The sequence below is a fragment of the Salipiger pallidus genome (assembly GCF_014643635.1).
Taxonomy (GTDB): Bacteria; Pseudomonadota; Alphaproteobacteria; order Rhodobacterales; family Rhodobacteraceae; genus Salipiger; species Salipiger pallidus.
The window spans coordinates 37,163-55,456 of the sequence record NZ_BMJV01000010.1; the positions used below are offsets into that span (position 1 = coordinate 37,163).

At 65.6% G+C, this 18,294-nt stretch carries 18 protein-coding genes; 1 reads left to right on the forward strand and 17 read right to left on the reverse strand.

Annotation, left to right across the window (positions count from 1 at the left end):
* Positions 1 to 18: 18 nt before the first annotated feature.
* From IEX41_RS18855 to IEX41_RS18910, 12 genes are all read right to left on the reverse strand, one after another.
* A complete protein-coding gene (locus IEX41_RS18855) occupies positions 19 to 1,014 on the reverse strand; it encodes a SpoIIE family protein phosphatase (protein ID WP_188791875.1) in 996 nt (331 codons plus the stop codon).
* A 31-nt stretch (positions 1,015 to 1,045) separates the two neighbouring features.
* On the reverse strand, positions 1,046 to 1,462 hold the full coding sequence (locus IEX41_RS18860) for an ATP-binding protein (RefSeq protein ID WP_229673367.1): 417 nt from the start codon (positions 1,460 to 1,462) through the stop codon (positions 1,046 to 1,048).
* Positions 1,459 to 1,815, reverse strand: a complete 357-nt coding sequence (locus IEX41_RS18865) for an STAS domain-containing protein (RefSeq protein WP_188791876.1) — start codon at positions 1,813 to 1,815, stop codon at positions 1,459 to 1,461. Before IEX41_RS18865 ends, IEX41_RS18860 begins: the two co-directional genes overlap by 4 nt.
* Positions 1,816 to 1,827: 12 nt before the next feature.
* A complete protein-coding gene (locus tag IEX41_RS18870; RefSeq protein ID WP_229673369.1) occupies positions 1,828 to 2,715 on the reverse strand; it encodes an STAS domain-containing protein in 888 nt (295 codons plus the stop codon).
* 204 nt (positions 2,716 to 2,919) lie between these two features.
* On the reverse strand, positions 2,920 to 4,428 hold the full coding sequence (locus IEX41_RS18875) for a tripartite tricarboxylate transporter permease (protein ID WP_188791877.1): 1,509 nt from the start codon (positions 4,426 to 4,428) through the stop codon (positions 2,920 to 2,922).
* 13 nt (positions 4,429 to 4,441) lie between these two features.
* Complete coding sequence (locus IEX41_RS18880; protein ID WP_188791878.1) at positions 4,442 to 4,885, reverse strand: tripartite tricarboxylate transporter TctB family protein; 444 nt, start codon at positions 4,883 to 4,885, stop codon at positions 4,442 to 4,444.
* A gap of 3 nt (positions 4,886 to 4,888) precedes the next feature.
* Complete coding sequence (locus tag IEX41_RS18885) at positions 4,889 to 5,869, reverse strand: Bug family tripartite tricarboxylate transporter substrate binding protein (RefSeq protein ID WP_188791879.1); 981 nt, start codon at positions 5,867 to 5,869, stop codon at positions 4,889 to 4,891.
* Positions 5,870 to 6,137: 268 nt separating this feature from the next.
* Positions 6,138 to 6,758, reverse strand: coding sequence for an ATP-binding cassette domain-containing protein (locus tag IEX41_RS18890; RefSeq protein ID WP_188791880.1), 621 nt, complete (start codon positions 6,756 to 6,758; stop codon positions 6,138 to 6,140).
* A complete protein-coding gene (locus tag IEX41_RS18895) occupies positions 6,752 to 7,474 on the reverse strand; it encodes an ATP-binding cassette domain-containing protein (protein WP_188791881.1) in 723 nt (240 codons plus the stop codon). Before IEX41_RS18895 ends, IEX41_RS18890 begins: the two co-directional genes overlap by 7 nt.
* On the reverse strand, positions 7,471 to 8,307 hold the full coding sequence (locus IEX41_RS18900) for an ABC transporter permease (protein WP_188791882.1): 837 nt from the start codon (positions 8,305 to 8,307) through the stop codon (positions 7,471 to 7,473). Before IEX41_RS18900 ends, IEX41_RS18895 begins: the two co-directional genes overlap by 4 nt.
* On the reverse strand, positions 8,304 to 9,287 hold the full coding sequence (locus tag IEX41_RS18905; protein WP_229673370.1) for an ABC transporter permease: 984 nt from the start codon (positions 9,285 to 9,287) through the stop codon (positions 8,304 to 8,306). The genes IEX41_RS18900 and IEX41_RS18905 overlap by 4 nt, the downstream gene beginning before the upstream one ends.
* Positions 9,284 to 10,849, reverse strand: a complete 1,566-nt coding sequence (locus IEX41_RS18910) for an ABC transporter substrate-binding protein (RefSeq protein WP_229673372.1) — start codon at positions 10,847 to 10,849, stop codon at positions 9,284 to 9,286. The genes IEX41_RS18905 and IEX41_RS18910 overlap by 4 nt, the downstream gene beginning before the upstream one ends.
* 127 nt (positions 10,850 to 10,976) lie before the next feature.
* Here IEX41_RS18910 and nikR point away from each other — a divergent pair, with 127 nt between their 5' ends.
* Complete coding sequence (gene nikR, locus IEX41_RS18915) at positions 10,977 to 11,444, forward strand: nickel-responsive transcriptional regulator NikR (protein WP_188791885.1); 468 nt, start codon at positions 10,977 to 10,979, stop codon at positions 11,442 to 11,444.
* Between the two features lie 253 nt (positions 11,445 to 11,697).
* Here the strand turns inward: nikR and IEX41_RS18920 are convergent, their stop codons facing one another.
* The 5 genes from IEX41_RS18920 to IEX41_RS18935 form a co-directional block, all read right to left on the reverse strand.
* Positions 11,698 to 13,032, reverse strand: a complete 1,335-nt coding sequence (locus tag IEX41_RS18920) for a sigma-54-dependent transcriptional regulator (RefSeq protein WP_188791886.1) — start codon at positions 13,030 to 13,032, stop codon at positions 11,698 to 11,700.
* Positions 13,033 to 13,046: 14 nt separating this feature from the next.
* Positions 13,047 to 13,172 (reverse strand): hypothetical protein, encoded by a 126-nt coding sequence (locus IEX41_RS21745; RefSeq protein WP_277874191.1) that lies wholly within the window; start codon positions 13,170 to 13,172, stop codon positions 13,047 to 13,049.
* A gap of 103 nt (positions 13,173 to 13,275) precedes the next feature.
* On the reverse strand, positions 13,276 to 14,496 hold the full coding sequence (locus IEX41_RS18925; protein WP_188791887.1) for a formate dehydrogenase subunit gamma: 1,221 nt from the start codon (positions 14,494 to 14,496) through the stop codon (positions 13,276 to 13,278).
* Between the two features lie 122 nt (positions 14,497 to 14,618).
* On the reverse strand, positions 14,619 to 15,212 hold the full coding sequence (fdh3B, locus tag IEX41_RS18930; RefSeq protein WP_188791888.1) for a formate dehydrogenase FDH3 subunit beta: 594 nt from the start codon (positions 15,210 to 15,212) through the stop codon (positions 14,619 to 14,621).
* Between the two features lie 12 nt (positions 15,213 to 15,224).
* Positions 15,225 to 18,209, reverse strand: a complete 2,985-nt coding sequence (locus IEX41_RS18935; protein ID WP_188791889.1) for a formate dehydrogenase subunit alpha — start codon at positions 18,207 to 18,209, stop codon at positions 15,225 to 15,227.
* Positions 18,210 to 18,294 lie beyond the last annotated feature (85 nt).

An 18,294-nucleotide genomic window follows, 5' to 3' on the forward strand; every position in this document is an offset into this window, starting at 1 on the left:
TGCGGGGTAAATGGGCTGTCAGCCAGTGGGTGTCCAGCGGGCAACAGCCACGGAAATGTCGTCGCGCCTGTGTTTTTCAGGATCGGACAGCAGGATTGCCGCGATCATCAGCGCGCTCTGGGGCGCAGTGGCCAAGGCTATGTCCGGACCGATGGTGCGAAGACCGTCACTGTGCAGCACGAAGACGTCACCAGGCTCCAGATCGAGCAGCTCTTCCATCGGGCGCGCCGTGGGGCTCCCGATGAAGCCGTCACGTGACACGAGCCGTTTCTGCTGGCCGTGGCGCAGGTAGAAGCCGCTGATGTTGCCAAGGTTGCCGTAGGTCACGCGCTGGGTGTCGGGCTGAAGGTCAAGCACCGAGATCACACCGCCGCGAGTCCGGGCCAGCTCGTCCGTAAGCTGCGCCAGCCTTTGCTTCGGCGTGTGGAGCGGGCGCCGGATGGCCCCATCGACCATGGCCTGCCCTGCCGTGGCGGCAGCCGCGCCGTGGCCCATGCCATCCGCCAGCACGAAGCGCACGCCGCCGCGATGCGTCACCGTGCCCCAAGCGTCTCCGCAGACCTGCTCGTTCGGGTGCGACAGCCGCAGGCCAGCGATATCAAGATCATGCGGTCGAGCCACGTCCGGACTGTCGAAGCTGCAGGCCCAGATCGTGCCCGTCGGGCCGGTAAGGACCTCCGCGGCGTCAGACAGCCGTTCGATCGCGCCGATGCCGATACCGGCACTGTCGCCGCCGCTGACCCTGTCCTGACGCATCTGGTCCAGGTTCTCGATCCCGGGGCCGTCGTCGCTGGCGATGAGCGCCAGCGACATGCCCTCGGGCTGAGGCATTGCCTGGGCAAGGATCTGGCCGGTGCCCGCATATTTCAGGATATTGGTCGAAAGCTCGGTCGCCACGATGGCGATGTCCTCGGCCCGCTGCACTCCAAGACCGGCCAGCATGGCTTCGGCCCGGGCCTGTTGGCGCGCGGCGGCTACGTCGGGTCGTGAGTTGATTGTGAGCCATTTCAGCATGGTGCGGGTCTCCTTCTTGCCGCGCTGGGGCTCACGCCCGCCCGGCCAACCTGACTTGCGTACCGACCCCGGGTTCGGAGACGATCTCGAACTCGTCGGACAGGCGCTTTGCCCCGCCAAGCCCGCGCCCGAGCCCGCCGCCCGAGGTATAGCCGTCGCTCAGCGCAAGCTCCATGTCCACGATGCCGGGACCGGTGTCCCGACAGTCGATCCAGACCATGCGATCGTCTTCGTCGCAATGGATGATCACCACCGCGCCGCCACCATAAATCAGCCCGTTGCGGAAAATCTCGCTCACGGCGGTGACGAGGCGGGTCTTGCGGATGACCTTCGCCTCAAGCGCATCCATTGCCCGTCCGACCGTCTGCCGAGCGCGAAAGATATCGGCCTCGACAGTGATCTCGTGCCGCTCGAACAGAGTTCCGGGCAGCTTGGGCAGTCGTCTCACCGGGCGGCCCGCAGGCGGGTGACCGCGTGCTGCAGGTTGCGCGCCGTTTTGACCGACGGCAGGGTCATGCCCAGCTCAACCAGCGTCATCGCCACTGCCGGGCGCATCCCCACCAGGTAGGTGGGGGCGTCCAGAAGAATGCCGATGCCTGCCAGCTGCGCGATGATCCGGCCCACGAAGGTGTCCACGATCTCGAGCGCGCTAATATCGATCACGATGCCCTGCGCATCGTTGGCGTAGACCTCTTCCGACAAGCGATCCTGCAAAGCGACGATATCGCTGTCGTTAATGTCTTCGTCGATTGCGACCAGCATGATCTCGTCGACCATGAACAGCCCTGCTGCCTGTGCCATCCTCGCGTATCCTTACTTAGCTGTCCGGATAACCACGTCGGTTTCAAGCGTGCGGAACGCATCAGCCAGCGCCATGCGCAGCGAACTGCGGGTGCGGATCTCACCGGTGTCGACGCCAAGCTGAACCATCGTCTGTGCAATGCGGGGGCTGATCCCGCTGATGATCGCTTCGCCGCCCATCAGGCGCACGGCGGCGGCGGTGCGGATCAGGTGCTGTGCTACTTGCGTGTCCACGGTCACCACGCCGGTGATGTCGATGATCACGATATCGGCTTTCTTGTCTACAATGGCCGACAGGGTGTTCTCCATCACCTCCTGCGCGCGCATGGAATCGAGCGTGCCCACCAACGGCACGGCGATGATCCGATCCCAAAGCTCGACCACGGGTGAGGCAAGCTCCATCATCTCGTCCTGCTGACGCTTGATGGTCTTGTCCCGCTCCGAGATGCACAGTTCGGTCGTGTAAAGCGACACGGCATCGATCAGCCGGGTGAACTGGTTGATCGCCTCGATCAGCACGCCGCCGTTGGTGTCGTCCACGGTCGCGCCGAGACGCTCGAAGAGCGGGTATTTCAGTGCAAGGACAAAGGCGGCCATCTCACCGGTGGAGACGCCGCGCTTGGTACGCTCGCGGGTGACTTCGGCCAGAGCCGCGCGCAGATCGTCCCAGCAATCGGCCTCGGGATCCAGGGCGTCACTTTCTATGCTGGCACTGACGCCCTTGGTCAGGGCATCGTACAGCATCTCGATCTGTGAACGCGCTTCGCGCTCCGAGAACAGGTCCTTGCGGATCAGGCCCTCTTCCGCCTGGGTCGATCCCCAGGCCCTAAGAAGGGAGGCTCGCTCATTGTCGAGAATGACGTGGATGTGGCGCACGGGCATGTTGTGAAACTCGGTCATGAGAAAAAGTCAGGTCTACCGATCAGGTAGCATGGCAAATTCGCGAGCAACAGGTCAAAGCGTCCGAGGATCGCGGGATGTCGGCTCTCACCCACGGTGGCGGCGAGGGGCTGCCCCTGCGGTGAGCTATGGCATGCCGACCGCAGGGGCATCATGATCGAGCTGGAACGGTGTGCCGCTGCACCGTGGACGCCCTGGCATGCCTTAGGGCGTTTGCCCCCCCGCGCTGGCGGAGCGCCGCCGGATCACCTGCACGACCGACATTGCGATGAGACCCGCCGCCGCGATGATGAACACTGCAGCCAACGGCCGTTCGAGAAACACCATGGGATCGCCCCGGCCGATCAGCAGGGCGCGGCGCAGGTTGGTTTCGATCAGCGGCCCCAGTACGAATCCCAACAACAGCAAGGCGGGGCTGAACCGTGCGAGGGACAGCGCGTAGCCGATGATCCCGATCAGGGCGACGGCAAACATGTCAAAGCTGGAGCCGCGCACGGAATACACCCCGAGGCAGACGAAGATCAGGATCGCCGGGTAGAGCAGGCGGAACGGGATGCGCAGCATCGACACCCAGATCCCGATCAGCGGCAGGTTCAGGACCAGCAGCAGGAGGTTGCCGATCCCGAAGCTGGCGATGAGGCCCCAGAACATGTCGGGCCGCGCCTCGAGCATCAAAGGCCCTGGCTGGACCCCGTGGATGACCAGCGCGCCCAGCATCAGTGCCATGATCGGATCGCCCGGAATGCCAAGCGCCAGCGTTGGGACGAAGGCGCTGATCGCTGCCGAGTTGTTGGCGGCCTCTGGTCCGGCGATACCCTCGATGGCGCCATTGCCGAACTCCTGCGGGCGGCGCGACAGGCGGCGTTCCAGCGCGTAGGCAAGGAAGGACGAGATCGTCGAGCCCGTGCCCGGAAGCGCTCCGAAGAAGCTGCCGAGGCTGCCACCCCGCAGGGCAGGCAGTGGGATCCGTCGCAGCTCGGCCTTGCCGGGCAGAAGATCGCGCAAGGCGATGCGCGGCGGCACCCCGGTGCGTTCCGCGACACGGATATTGGCAATGACCTCGGCCACGCCGAAGAGGCCCATGGCCAGTGCCACCAGGTTGATCCCGTCCATCAGTTCGGTCTGGCCAAAGGTAAAGCGCTGCACGCCGGAGTTCACATCCGTGCCCACACAGCCGAGGATCAGTCCCAGCACCACCATCGCCAGGGCCTTGCTCGGCTGCTTTGCACCCACCGTAGAAGCCGCGACAAGGCCGAGGATCATCATTGCGGCATATTCTGCCGCGCCGAAGGCGACGGCGGCCTTGGCCAGTGCGCCGGACAGCACGATCAGCACGAAGATCCCGATCATCGAGCCCGAGAAGCTGGCAATCATGGAGGTGAACAGCGCAACCCCGGCGCGCCCCTTCTGGGCCAGCGGGTAGCCATCTAGCGTGGTGACCGCAGATTGGGGCGTGCCCGGAAGCCGCAGCAGGATCGACGCCACCGCGCCGCCGTATTGCGAGCCGTAGTAGACCCCGGCCAGCATCACCAACGCCGCCTCGGGCGACAGGTAGAAGGTGATCGGCAGAAGCAGCGATATCGTTGCCATGGCCCCGATACCGGGGAGCACGCCGACGAAGGTGCCCAGCAGCACACCGAACATGCAATAGATCAGCACACCGGGTTGTGCCGCGACGCTCAACCCGTGCAGGAACCCGTCCCAACCGCTCATAGTCAAAGGCCTCTCATCGTCCCGGCCAGAGCGGAACAGTCATCTTCAATCCAACGGAAAACACCGCGACCGACAGGATGGTGACCGCGATCGCCAGGGCGATGCGCCATCCGATCCGGCGGTCCGGCGTTGCCAGCGTGGCAATCAGCACGCTGGCCAGAGTCGCGATCACCAGCCCGAGCCGATCGAATCCGGCGGCGAAGACAAGGATCGCCGCCAGAACCGCGAGGCATTCCTTCCAGGCGATGTGAAAGGATGTGCCCCGCCGGCCAAGCGCGGGAAGCGCAATCATTCCCCCCAGAACGGCAAGCACTCCGCCAAGAAGCGCCGGGAAGAACCCGGGCCCCATGCGGCGCAACGATCCGATCTCGTAATGAGTCAGCGAGTAGACCGTGACCAACAGACCGATGGCGGCGAGGATGACGCCGCCGGCCAGATCGGGAATGTCGCGTTTCATCGTTCAGTCTTTCGCGTCGATCCGGTCGAGCACGCTGCCCCAGACCTCGGTGTCCGTGGCGATACGCTGCGCCAGGACATCGGCCGAGCCGCCGGCGGCTTGCCAGCCCATGTCCAGCAGGCGCTGCTGCACGGCCTCGTCGCCGAGGATCGCGTTGATCTTGGTGTTGAGCGTCTCGATCACGGCCGCGTCGGTTCCTGCGGGCGCAATGAAGGCGTTCCACAGCTCGGCGCGGAAATCATCTGGAAGGCCGGCTTGGCCAGCCATGACCGGCACGCCGGGGGCCTGCGCGAAAGGCTCCGCAGAGGTGATCCCGAGGATCTTCAGCTGGCCCGCCTCGACGTATTGCATCGCGGCTGACGGGGCCATGAAGCCGCAGTCGATCTCGTTTCCGATGATCGCGGTGGTGACTTCGGCGTAGGATGTGAAGGGGATGTGCAGCATCTCTACACCGGCGCGGTCCGAGAACAGCTCGGCGGTGAGATGCGCGCCCGACCCCTGGCCGACCGAACCGTAGGCCAGCGCCTCGGGTTCTGCCCCGGCGGCGTCGACGAAACCGGAAAGATCGTCGGCCTCGAACTCCGCCGACACGACAAGAACCAGCGGCGAGGTCGCGATCAGTGCGACCGGGGCGATGTCGCTCTCGACATCGTAGCCGAGGTTCGGCGTCAGGCGCGGTGCGGTGGTCAGTGGGCCGTTGATGGTGGCGGCGAAGGAATTCTCGATGTCCTGCGCGTTGAGCATCTGCTGCACGCCGATGACCCCGCCTGCGCCGGGCTTGTTCTCGATCACGAAGGGCTGGCCCAGCGTGTCGGACAGCGGCTCGGTCACGATCCGTGCCAGCAGGTCGGGCGAGGAGCCGGCGGGGAAGCCCACGAACACGTGTTGCGGCTGGCTCGGCCAGCCGGCCTCCTGCGCGAGGGCGGGCTTGCAGAGCGATGCAGCGGCAGCGCCCAAAAGGGCAGCACGGCGCGAGATGATCATGGCGGAACCTCTCAGATTCATGTCCTGGCACGAATGCCATCAGTTGCGCGCAAGATCGCGGAAACTGCGGGCATTGGCAAGGCGATGACGTAAAATGCCTTGGCCCGGCATCACCAGGCAGATGCGGACGGGCGGACGGGATTCGCGCGGGGTCGAGGCCCGGGGTTGCCGCGGTAGCGCATTGCCCCTTGCGGCCGCGGCCCTCGGGGCTCTTCGGTGCGCGGGACAGGGACGCGCAGGGTGAAAGGGCAGGGCGGGCCTGTTTCCGCTAGGGCCCGACCAGCTGTCCCGCCTCCAGCCGCAGGTCACGGTGAGCGAACCGTGCCCGCAGGGCCGAGCCGTGGGATATCAGCAGAACCGCAATGCGGCGCCGGGCTGCAAGATCGGTCAGGGCGTGCAGCAGGCGGTCCTGTTCCAGCGCGTCCAGCTGGCTGGTGATCTCGTCGCAGATCAGCACCTTGAGATGCGGGTTGAAAAGCCGGGCCAGGGAAACCCGCGCCAGTTCACCGCCGGAGAGCTGGCCTGGCAGACGATCGAACCACGCCTCCCTGATGCCCAAGGCCGTCAGCGCCTCGGGATCCGGCTGCCCGGCGTTGGCCAGAATCTTGCGCACGGCCCACCGGGGATCCACCGCGAGCTCGGCGGATTGCGGGACATATTGCACCGGCGCAGGACGTCCCGGGCGGGGCGGTGATGGTGGCGCCCCATTCAAAACGATAGCCCCACGGTCTGGCGTCAGCAGGCCTGCGAGGATCCGCCCCAGTGTTGATTTGCCAGCCCCCGATACACCGCCGAGCCCCAGGATCTCGCCAGCAGCGAGGTCGAGGTCGATCCCCCTCAGGACCGCTCGGCCGCCATGGGCGCGGGTGATGGATCGGGCGCTCAGCACGTGAAACGAGTGCCGGGTTGGGCCTGCCACAGGGCGCGGGAAAAGGCATGGTGCAGTCTCTGTTCCGTTGCCATGAAGGCACTTGCGGGGGCGGTTTCCACAGGCTGGCCGTCGTGCATGATGAGAATATGCGACGCGATTTCAGCCAGTCTGATCAGGTCATGGGAAATGACGATCACGCCACGCCCCGAGGCCGCCAGTTCTGCGAGCAGCGACATGATCCGACCCGCCGCCTCATCATCAAGACCGACGGTCGGTTCATCCGCCACGATCCACTCTGCCCCCGTCGCGAGGGCCGTCGCAAGAAGGACACGGCGGGCCATGCCGCCTGACAGCTCGTGCGGGAATTTCCGGGCAGCGCCTTGCGGCAACCCGACGTCGGCGAGGGCGCTGTGCAGGTCCACCCGTCGCCCGGCGAGGCGCGCAAATCTGTCGATCTGGGTGCCCACGCGCGCCAGCGGATCCAGCGCGCCCAGAAGTTGCGGCGCAAGGGCGATGCTGCCGTGCCCTGCCGCAGCGCCATCAATGGTGATCCGCCCCGACAGGACCGCGCCGGCGGGCAAGGCTCCGGCAATGGCGTCGGCGATGACGCTCTTGCCCGCACCCGAACTGCCGGTCAGGCCGACGATTTCGCCGCGGTTCAACGCCAGGGAGACGCCACTTAGAACAGGGCCCCCCGGCATGCTGACCGACAAGGCCTCAACGCGCAGGCTCATGCCACACCTCCTGCCGGGCTGGTTGTCCGGCGCAGTGCCTCGCCAAAGCGTTCGAAGGCAAGGGCCACCAGCATCAGGCCCAGCCCGGGCGCTGCCCCGACCCACCAGTTGCCCGCCATGATCTCACGCAGGCTGTCGGCCAGCATGACGCCGACCGACGGCAGGTGTGGCTCGATCCCGAGGCCTATGAAGCTCAGCCCTGCTTCGTGCAGGATGGCATGGGGGAAGATCACGATGAACCCGGCGACGATCTGCGGAACGAGGTGCGGCACGAGGTGGTGCCGGGCGATCCAGCCACGCGACCGGCCAAGCGCGCGGGAAATGGCGACGTAGTCCGAGGCGGCGATGCCCTGCGCCTCGTGGCGCAGGACACGGGCGAGGCGCGGCCAGTGGGTCAGAGCCACGGCGACGATCACGCCCGTGGTGCCGCCCCCGGCGGCAAAGGCGATCATGATGAGCAGGACGAAATGCGGCAGTCCAAGGGCCAGTTCTGTCAGGGCCCCGACCACGTGGTCGGCGGCGCGCCCGAAGGTCGCGGCAAGCCCGAGCAGGACCGCCACCATGGTAGAGCAGCCCGCCGCAAGCAACCCGACCTGAAGGCTTTGTGCCAGCGCGGCGAGGGTCCGGGCCGCGATGTCGCGCCCCAGAAGATCTGTTCCCAAGATGTGGCCGGGCTGAGGTGGCAAGGCCCTCGCGACGGCATCGACCGTCTGGGCGCTCTCGGGCAAAAGCGCCGATCCGGCAAGCACCGCGCCCAGAAGCACCAGTGCGACACCGCCCTGCAAGGCTGCCCGACGACGCGGGCTGCGGCGGCTTGCTGCAACGCCGTTCACGCCTGCCCCCGCAGCCTGGGGTCCGCGAGCCGTGCGGCGATATCCGCCAGAAGATTGCCCGCGAAGACAAAGATCAGCGTCGCAAGGCCGATCCCCATCAGTAGCGGCTCGTCCGCCCCGGTGGCTGCCCGCACCGTAGCCTGTCCCAAGCCCGGCCAGGCAAAGACCGCTTCGGCAAGGACAGAGCCACCGAACAGCTCTCCGGCCCCGGCAAGGTGCAAGGTCAGCGCAACGCCCACCGCGTGACGTAGTCCCGGACCGAAAGCCAGCCGCAGAGGGCTCGCCCCATGGGCCGCCAGATGTCCCGCGGCTGGACTGTCGAGAAAGGCGATCAGGCTCTGACGTGTGTGCAGCACGAGGGGCGCGATGCCCACGACCGACAGGGTCACGACCGGCAGCACCATGTGATGCCAGCGCTCCGCAAGGGTCACTTCGGATGCCAGCCGGCCCGGCGGCATCGCGCAGCAGCTGGGCAACCAGCCAAGCCCGACCGCGAAGACCGATACCAGGAGGATCGCCACCCAGAACCCCGGGCTTGCGGCCAGCACCACTGCCACCGTGCGGATCAATCGGTCTGGCCACTGCCCGCGCGTGGCCCCTGCCACCAGTCCCAGCAGCGCCCCGAGGACGAATGATGCCACGAAGGCTGTGCCGATCAGGGCAAGAGACGCCGGCAGCCTGGCCGCGATAACCTGCGCCACCGGCGCGTTGTAGCTGATGGATTGTCCCAGATCTCCGCGCAGAAGCTGGCCCAGCCAGCTGGCAAACCGCTCCGGGGCTGGCAGATCAAGCCCCCATACTGCGGCAATCGCGGCCCGCTGCTCAGGCCCGATCTGTGACGTGCGGCCCCCGACATAGGCTTGTACAGGGTCGATTGGCGCAAGCGAGATTAGCGCGAACAGCCCGACCGCCGCTACCGGCAGAAGCCATGCCAGGCGGACCAGCCGCCCGGCCAGCAGAGGCACAAGCCATCCGGTCATTCGCAGGTCCAGCGCCATGACGCCAGATCATGGGTGATGGGAAAGCCATGACCATGGGGGTGTACCTGCAACGCCCCGAGGTCGAGGCACTCAGAAACCCAGTAGGAATGTTCAAGATTGACCATCCAGGCCCATGCGGCATCCCCCCTGGGCCCGAACCCCGTCTCACCATCCCAGGCAGCGGCCTTCCACCGGGCAAGGGAGGCATCCACCCCGCTCGCGGCTTCCGCTGCCTCGAGATGCGCGTCCACCGCAGGGTTCGCGTAGTGCCCGGTGTTGTAGTAGTCGACACCGGAGTAGTTGCCATGATGAAGGAAATAGATCTCGGACGGGTCATGAGCCCCCCAGCCCAGCACGACCACCTGGGAATGCATGAGGGCCCCGATTTCGTCCCAGCTGCCGCCCGTGGGCCGGGCGTCGATGCCGATGCCGCGCAGCTGCTCGGAGGCACCAAGCGCCAGCGCCTGCCGCGTGCTGTCACTGGCGGGATAGAGCAGCTGGAATGCGGCGCGCAGGCCATCTTTCTCACGAATGCCGTCGCCGTCCTCATCGGTCCAGCCGGCGGCATCGAGCGTGTCCATCGCGGCAGCGGGATCGTTGCCGGGGATGGCGGCTTCGGGGTTGTCCCAGGGCAGGCCGTCGGCCGGGCCCATGGCAGGGCGACCATGCCCATCGAGGGCCAGCGCCACGAGCGCATCGCGGTCGAGCGCCTGGTTCACGGCGACGCGGATGGCCCTGTCTGCCGTCACGTCATTGCCGATGGCGGCGCCCGCATCGGTGGTTCTGCCCGTGGAGGGCAGCATCGGAAAGGCCAGCCCGCGGTTGTCTACGCTGTCCACGTGAAGATCCTCCATCCCCGGTGGTGCGCGGTCGGCCATAGAGGGTGGCACCGCCACGAGATCCGCAGCCCCGGTACGCGCCAGCGCCTGTCCGGCCTCTTCCGAGCCGAAGACGAAGCTGACCCGCTCGAACGCGATTTCCCCCCCATGCCAATGCGGGTTCGGCTCGACCACCAGTTGCTCGCCCTCGCGCCATTCGACCATCCGGAATGGCCCCGAGCCCACGGGATGGCGTGCGTACTCCGCGCCGTAAGAGCCTGCCGGCACGATCCCAAGGGTCGCCAGCCGCGCTGCGAAAGTGATCCGCGGCTCGGTCAGCGCCAGTTCCACGGTGGTCGCGTCAATGGCTCGGGCTTCCCTGAGCACGCGAAGGTCCGCAAGCCCCCCGGCCGTGCGCGCGGTGTTGTAGGTAAAGACGACATCTTCCGCCGTCAGTGGCCTTCCGTCCGAAAACACAGCATCGTCGCGCAGGCTCAGCCGCCACACCAACCTGTCCTCCGAAAGCTCCCAGTTCGTGGCCAGATCGCCGATCAGCTCGAGCTTGGCGTCGTAGCGCAGAAGCGTCGACTGAAAGAGCGGGCTACCATAATGCCCCCAGCCCATGATCGGGTCGAAACCGCCGTCAGGCTCGCCACCGATGGCAAGCACGAGAGCGCGCGCATCGGCCTGCGACGGCACTGCAAGAGACAGCGCAAGGGCGAGAGCGGGAAGGGAACGGATCATGATGGGCGTCTCGGTATGAAATACTTTGTCAGATTTCATACTTTGGCCGTACATGATGTAAAGCGTGGCGCCACTTGCGATCCGTTACCATAGGGCGGATGCTGTCTTTCTAAGCACGGAGAGGGTCATGCAACGGATAACAATCGCGATCGAAGATGACCTGCTTGGGGAACTCGACCAGCACATGGGGCGGTCGGGGGCCACAAACCGCTCCGAGGCGATCCGGGATCTTCTGCGCCGTGCGCTGGCGCGTGATGCCGCTCAGGACGCGGATTGCGTCGGGGTGGTCAGTTACACGCTGGACCTGTCGACCCGTGACCTTGGGCGCCGCGTGCCCCAGACCAGACACTCGCGCCATGATCAGGCCGTGGCGGCACTATCGGTGCCTCTCGATCATTCGAATGCCGTCGAGGTGACGGTGATGCGCGGCAAGGTCGCCGATGTCGAGGATTACGCGCACGGGCTGTTCGCGGAACGGGGTATCCGCCACGGCCAGCTGTCTCTGGTGCCGGTGGAGGATGTGGAAGAGGTTCACCAGCACGGCACGGGCGCGCCGCACCGGCACAGCCACCTCAAGATCAAGGATGCGTTCTGACCGGCGCGTGGCTTGGTGCCGCTAGCCGCTCGGCCGTACTTGTCGCATGACCCACAACAAAGACCGTGAGCGCCGAGCACGCGCATGTCGGATCGGGCAGGGCACGTCTGTATGGACAATCTCGTCCATCTTCCTGCCCGGTAAAGTCAGGGGATGTGTCGCAGCGGAGTTTAGAATGTGCCCCCACCATCCTGGTTATCCCGTAATGAGGGTTATGTGTAAAAACCCATGAGGCGCATCCGAAACCGAAGGTTCAGCCGTCTGACCAGAGCGCCATTTTGCGGTCGATGGTCTTGCGCGACACACCAAGGCGGCGGGCGGCCTCGGCGCGGTTGCCGCCGCATTGCTGCAGGATGTGCAGCATGTGGCGCTGCATCACGAGATCGAGACTTTCAATCGCGGCGGCGCCTGTGACTGTGCCGTGACCTGCGAACTCCTCGGGAAACTCCCCTAGGATGACAGACCGTTCAATCATATTGCGCAGCTCGCGCACGTTGCCGGGCCAGTCGTAGCGGCGCAGCTTCATCAGCGTGCCGTTATCGAGCCGCAGCCCTCCCATGCCGAGGCTGGACTCGAACTGCGACAGGAACAACGCAGCAAGGTCCGTGATGTCCTCGGAGCGATCACGCAGTGGGGGCATCTCGATGCGCATCACGTTGATGCGGTGGTAGAGATCGGCGCGGAAGGTGCCCGCTTCCATCGCCGCCGGAAGATCGGCATTGGTGGCGAAGACAAAGCGCAGATCCAACGGGATCTCTCGTTCCGATCCTTCTGGCCGCAGGCGCTGGTCCTCGAGCACGCGCAGCAGAGCGGCTTGCAGCGGCTCGGGCATCTGCGCCACCTCGTCGAGGAAAAGCGTGCCGCCATCGGCCAGAAGCAGAAGGCCGGGAGTGGCATGGTCGCGGCCTTCGACGGTGCCGAACAGTTCGGGCACGATGCGGTCCGGCGCGATGGCGGCGCAGTTTACCGCCACGAAGGGCTTGTCACGCCGAGCCGACAGACCGTGCAGGTGGCGCGCCGCCAGTTCCTTGCCGGTGCCGCTCTCGCCGGTGAAAAGGACGGGGGTCGGCAGCGGGGCGAGCTTTTCCAGCATCCCGCGCAGGCGGGTCATGGGTTCTGACTTGCCCAGCATCTTGCCTGCGCTGCTGCCGCCCGCCGACAGCTCCCGCCGCAAAAGCGCGTTGTCCCGGCGCAGCGAGCGGCGGTCGAGCGTGCGCGCCACCGCGCCAAGGATCTGGTTGGCGCGGAACGGCTTCAGCACGAAATCCCCCACCCCGACGCGCAGCGCGGCGATGGCGGTATCGAGGTCGGCATAGGCGGTGATGAGGATGGTTTCGGCGAAGAGACCGAGGCGGCGCTGGTCTTCGAGCCACTGCAGCCCGGTCTTCCCGGGCATGACGTTGTCGACGATGACAAGGTCGAAATGCGCCTGGTCGAGCATCCGCGACGCCTCGGCAGGCGAGGCGGCCTGTTCGACACGAGCCGCACGGGGGGCCAGGATCTTGGACAGGAAATTGCGCATACCCGGCTCGTCGTCGATCACGAGGATCGACGCGCCACCAAGCTTGTCGCCATAGTCGTCCGTCATCCCGGCCAGACCCTTCAGTCGAGCCGGACGTTCGGGCTCGAGTAGACGTCCTGAGACGAGAAATCCAGCATGTGAAGCCCGTAGTAGGCTCCCACACCGATGATGATGATTGCGGCAAAACCGCTGAACATGGCTTTCATGAGAAGCACCCTTTTCACGGGGAGATAAGAGGAAACGGCGGCCCCCGGAAGGGCCTGCCGCAATCATTCCGCACGTTTGATCGCGGGGATCAGTCCGCCTGGATCATTCGGCGGGGGTCTTGATCTTGTGCGGCTTCTTCTCCTCGAGCTTTTCAAGCCAGAGCGAGTGGTGCTGGTGCGCCCAGTTGCGGTCGACCATCCCCGAGCCCATGGCGTCATAGGCGCCTTCCATGCCCAGCGTGCCGATGTAGATATGGCCAAGGATGACCGCCATCATCAGGAAGGCAACGATCGCGTGCCAGAGCTGCGCGAACTGCATTTCCTCCTGGGGGGCAAGTGCCACCGGGAAGCTCTCCATCCCGAACCAGCCGGGAACGCCCCAGCCGTTGAGAATCTCGAAGGTGTGGCTGAACAGCGGCATCTCGAACGGGAAGAGCAGCGACAGACCCGACACTGACACCGACACCCCAAGCACGATCACCGCCCAGAAGATGATCTTCTGGCCTGCGTTGAACTTCTTGGCGGGGGGGTGGTTCTTGCCGATGATGCCACCGGCCTGTTTGAACCAGACAAGGTCGGTCTTGTCGGGAATATTGTGCCAGATCCACATCACGAAGACGATGGCCAGCGAGATCATGAAGGCCCAGCTGACGTTGTTGTGGATGTACTTCGACCCGATCAGCAGCACCGAGTTGGCGTCATGCCCGAAGACCGGGATCAGGTACTTGCGCCCGAACAGGGTGAACAGGCCAGTAAAGCCCAGCAGGATGAACGACCCCGCAAGGGTCCAGTGGGCCATGCGTTCGATGAACTTGAAACGCAGCACAAGCGTGCCGTCCTTGCCGCCGTCGATGCGGATGCGCCCACGCAGGGCGAAGAACAGGCCCAGCACGACGATGGTACCGATCAGCAGCCAGCCGCCATAGGTGCGCAGTTCGTCCTTGCGGAAGTTCTCCCACCAGATGCCGCCGGTCTGGACCAGTACATCGCCGTTGGGGTTGAGTGTGGAGTTGCGGATGTCCGCCTCGTCAAAGCGGATCTGCCGCCAGATGTCGGAATCCGACGCACCGCCAAGCGGACCCATGCCGGGCGCGTTCAGCGCGTCGCCGCCAAGGTCTTCGCTGCGGATCGGGTTGATCGGGTTTTCGCCGCGCTGGCGGCGCAGGATGTCCTCGAGGGTCTGTCGCCCGGTCGCGGTGGCGGGGCCGTCATCGACGGAGGTGCCGGCGATGGGATCAGACGAGGTCGGGTCGGTCTGAGCCGCGACTGTCAGCGGAAGCGACAGCAGGGTCAGGGTAAGGAGTGCCATCAGGTGGCGCAGCATGGGGGTTTCTCCCTGGCATGTCTTTCTGTGGGCGCGGGCCCATGGGAAAGCGGAAACGGCGGGGCATCACAGCCCCGCCGGAAATCAGGAGGCCGCGCCGATGGGCTCGGCGCGGCAGGCCATCACTGGGCCTTCTTCTCGTAGGCGGTGCCCCAGCCCCAGGCGCCCGAGCCGAAGCCACGGGCGACCACGCGCTCGCGGTAGATCGACGACACCATGTCGCCGTCCCCCGCCAGCAGGGCCTTGGTCGAGCACATCTCGGCGCAGATCGGCAGCTTGCCTTCCGCGATCCTGTTGCGCCCGTACTTGCGGAATTCCGCCTCGGAGTGGTTCTCCTCGGGGCCGCCGGCGCAGAAGGTGCACTTGTCCATCTTGCCGCGGCTGCCGAAGTTGCCCGCTTGCGGGTACTGCGGCGCGCCGAAGGGGCAGGCATAGAAGCAGTAGCCGCAGCCGATGCACAGGTCCTTGGAGTGCAGAACCACACCTTCGTCGGTCTGGTAGAAGCAATCCACCGGGCAGACGGCCATGCAGGGTGCATCCGAGCAGTGCATGCAGGCGACGGAAATGGACCGTTCGCCGGGCTTGCCATCCTCGATGGTCACCACGCGGCGACGGTTGATGCCCCACGGAACCTCGTGCTCGTTCTTGCAGGCGGTGACGCAGGCGTTGCATTCGATGCAGCGTTCCGCGTCGCAGAGAAATTTAGCGCGTGCCATGTGTATCTCTCCTTACGCCGGCATGATCTTGCAGAGGGTGGCCTTGGTTTCCTGCATCATGGTCACCGAGTCGTAGCCGTAGGTCTGTGCCGTGTTGGTGCTTTCGCCCAGCACGATCGGGTCCGCCCCTTCGGGATACTTCGACCGCAGGTCCTTGCCCTCCATGTAGCCGCCGAAGTGGAAGGGCATGAAGGCAACGCCCTCGCCCACCCGTTCGGTGACCATGGCCATGACGCGGATGCGCCCGCCCTCCGGGCCTTCGACCCAGACGTTCGCCCCGTCCCGCACACCAAGGTTGTTGGCGTCGCGCGGGTTGATCTCGATGAACATGTTCTGCTGAAGCTCGGCCAGCCAGGGGTTGGACCGGGTTTCGTCCCCGCCGCCCTCATATTCGACCAGTCGGCCGGAGGTGAGGATGATCGGGTAGTCCTTCGAGAAGTCGTTCTTCTGGATCGACGCGTACAGCGTCGGCACCCGCCAGAACGAGCGGTCGTCGTAGGTCGGGTAGTCTTCGACCAGGTCGCGGCGGTTGGTGTAGAGCGGCTCGCGGTGCACAGGCACCGGGTCCGGGAAGGTCCACACCACGCAGCGTGCCTTGGCGTTGCCGTAGGGGGCACAGCCACGGGCGATGGCCACGCGCTGGATGCCGCCCGACAGGTCGGTCTTCCAGTTCACGCCGCCGATGGCCTCGGTGAAGTCCGACGGGTACGGCCCGGTCTGCGATTGCTCGCCAAGGTCGGTGTCGGTCTCAGGACGCTCGTCGATGTAGCCCGCAACATACTCGATCATGCGCCGTTCATAGGCGGTCAGATCGCCGTCCCAGCCAAGATCGATGAGCATCTGCATGGTGAACTCAGGGTATCCGTCCTGGATCTCCGAGCCGACAGGGTACGAGCCTTCGGCCAGCAGGTTGTCTCCATCGCGTTCCACGCCGAAACGGGCGCGGAATGGCATACCGCCCTCGGCGACCGGCAGCGACTGGTCGTAGAGGTTGGCCGAGCCGGGGTGGTTCATCTCGGCCGTGCCCCAGCAGGGCCATGGCATGCCGTAGAAGTCCCCATCCGCAGGACCGCCGTTGGCGCGCAGCGTGGTCTTGTCGAAGGTATGCTGGTTCTGCATGTGCATCTTCATGCGCTCCGGGCTCTGCCCGGTGTAACCGATGGTCCACATGCCGCGGTTGAACTCGCGGGTGATGCTCTCGATGCTGGGGGTCTCGTCATTCTCCATTTCGATGTTGCGCAGCATCCGGTCGGCAAAGCCGAACTTCTTGGCGAACTTCGTCATGATGATGTGATCGGGCAGCGATTCGAACAGCGGGTCGACCACCTGTTCACGCCATTGCAGCGACCGGTTCGATGCCGTCACCGAACCGCGCGTCTCGAACTGCGTCGAGGCGGGCAGCAGGTAGACGCCGTCGGTGCGGTCGTTCATCACTGCAGAGACTGTCGGATACGGGTCCACCACGACCAGCAGGTCGAGCTTTTCCATCGCCGTCTTCATCTCTTTCAGGCGGGTCTGCGAGTTTGGCGCGTGGCCCCAGAACACCATGGCGCGGGTGTTGTCCGGCTGTTCGATGTTCTCTTTTGCCTCAAGGACACCATCGATCCAGCGCGACACGGTGATGCCGGAAAGGCCCATCATCTCCTTGGTCTTGCCGTCCTTGCCCGTCAGGGTGCCGAAGCGCCCCTTGAGCCAGTCGAGGTCTTCACCCCAGACGCGCGCCCAGTGCGCCCATGCGCCAGCGGTCAGGCCGTAGTAGCCCGGCAGCGTGTCCGCAAGAACCCCAAGGTCGGTTGCGCCCTGCACGTTGTCGTGGCCGCGGAAGATGTTGGTGCCGCCGCCCGCAACGCCCATGTTCCCCAGCGCCAGCTGAAGGATGCAGTAGGCCCGGGTGTTGTTGTTGCCGTTGGTGTGCTGGGTGCCGCCCATGCACCAGATCAGGGTGCCGGGGCGGTTGTTGGCCAGGGTCCGCGCAACGCGCTGAACCTGAGACTCCTGCACGCCGGTGACGCGCTCGACCTCGTCGGGGGTCCAGCGGGCGACTTCGGTGCGGATCTCGTCCATCCCCCAGACGCGGGTGCGGATGAATTCCTCATCCTCCCAGCCATTCTCGAAGATGTGCCACAGGATGCCCCAGACCAGCGCCACGTCCGAGCCCGGACGGAACCGCACGTATTCGTCCGCGTGGGCGGCGGTGCGGGTGAAGCGCGGGTCGCAGACGATCAGCGGAGCGTTGTTCTGCTCCTTCGCCTTCAGCACGTGCTGAAGCGACACCGGGTGCGCTTCGGCGGGGTTGCCACCGATGATGAAGATCGACCGGCTGTTGTGGATGTCGTTGTAGCTGTTGGTCATGGCGCCGTAGCCCCATGTGTTTGCAACGCCCGCAACGGTGGTCGAGTGACAGATCCGCGCCTGGTGGTCGACGTTGTTCGTGCCCCAGTAGGCGGCGAACTTCCGGAACAGGTAGGCCTGTTCGTTGGAATGCTTCGCCGAACCCAGCCAGTAGACGGAATCCGGGCCGCTTTCCTCGCGGATCGACATCATCTGGTCGCCGATCTCGTTGATCGCCTGGTCCCAGCTGATGCGCTGCCATTCGCCGCCGACCTTCTTCATCGGGTACTTCAGGCGGCGCTCGCCGTGGGCGTGCTCGCGCACCGATGCGCCCTTGGCGCAATGCGCCCCGAGGTTGAACGGGCTGTCCCAGCCGGGCTCCTGCCCGATCCAGACGCCGTCCTGCACTTCGGCGATCACCGTGCAGCCCACGGAACAGTGGGTGCAGACGGATTTCTTCACTTCGATCTCGCCGCCGGTGACGGCGGTGGCCGCATTGGCCTGCTGTACGGTGCCGCCCGTCGCGGCAATGGCGGCAAGGCCGCCGATGGCCAGCCCGGACCCGCGCAGGAACGCGCGGCGATCAACCGAGGCATTGGCCACGTCAGACAGGATACTGGTCCGCTGGGGGCGTCTCGCAACCCCGTTGGTCTTTTTCCTCAACATGGTTCTCACTCCCTGGGTGCAGGAACTGGGCCCTGCCCCTTAGGTGGCTATGGAATGACGCGGGCAGTCGGGCGTTTCGCAACCA

What these genes read in the sequence shown, in the direction of transcription:
- IEX41_RS18855 (WP_188791875.1), bottom strand. Translation starts at nt 1,014, where the DNA reads ATGCTGAAATGGCTCACAATCAACTCACGACCCGACGTAGCCGCCGCG.
- IEX41_RS18865 (WP_188791876.1), bottom strand. Translation starts at nt 1,815, where the DNA reads ATGGCACAGGCAGCAGGGCTGTTCATGGTCGACGAGATCATGCTGGTC.
- IEX41_RS18870 (WP_229673369.1), bottom strand. Translation starts at nt 2,715, where the DNA reads ATGACCGAGTTTCACAACATGCCCGTGCGCCACATCCACGTCATTCTC.
- IEX41_RS18875 (WP_188791877.1), bottom strand. Translation starts at nt 4,428, where the DNA reads ATGAGCGGTTGGGACGGGTTCCTGCACGGGTTGAGCGTCGCGGCACAA.
- IEX41_RS18880 (WP_188791878.1), bottom strand. Translation starts at nt 4,885, where the DNA reads ATGAAACGCGACATTCCCGATCTGGCCGGCGGCGTCATCCTCGCCGCC.
- IEX41_RS18885 (WP_188791879.1), bottom strand. Translation starts at nt 5,869, where the DNA reads ATGATCATCTCGCGCCGTGCTGCCCTTTTGGGCGCTGCCGCTGCATCG.
- IEX41_RS18895 (WP_188791881.1), bottom strand. Translation starts at nt 7,474, where the DNA reads ATGAGCCTGCGCGTTGAGGCCTTGTCGGTCAGCATGCCGGGGGGCCCT.
- IEX41_RS18905 (WP_229673370.1), bottom strand. Translation starts at nt 9,287, where the DNA reads ATGACCGGATGGCTTGTGCCTCTGCTGGCCGGGCGGCTGGTCCGCCTG.
- IEX41_RS18910 (WP_229673372.1), bottom strand. Translation starts at nt 10,849, where the DNA reads ATGATCCGTTCCCTTCCCGCTCTCGCCCTTGCGCTGTCTCTTGCAGTG.
- nikR (WP_188791885.1), top strand. Translation starts at nt 10,977, where the DNA reads ATGCAACGGATAACAATCGCGATCGAAGATGACCTGCTTGGGGAACTC.
- IEX41_RS18920 (WP_188791886.1), bottom strand. Translation starts at nt 13,032, where the DNA reads ATGACGGACGACTATGGCGACAAGCTTGGTGGCGCGTCGATCCTCGTG.
- IEX41_RS21745 (WP_277874191.1), bottom strand. Translation starts at nt 13,172, where the DNA reads ATGAAAGCCATGTTCAGCGGTTTTGCCGCAATCATCATCATCGGTGTG.
- IEX41_RS18925 (WP_188791887.1), bottom strand. Translation starts at nt 14,496, where the DNA reads ATGCTGCGCCACCTGATGGCACTCCTTACCCTGACCCTGCTGTCGCTT.
- fdh3B (WP_188791888.1), bottom strand. Translation starts at nt 15,212, where the DNA reads ATGGCACGCGCTAAATTTCTCTGCGACGCGGAACGCTGCATCGAATGC.
- IEX41_RS18935 (WP_188791889.1), bottom strand. Translation starts at nt 18,209, where the DNA reads ATGTTGAGGAAAAAGACCAACGGGGTTGCGAGACGCCCCCAGCGGACC.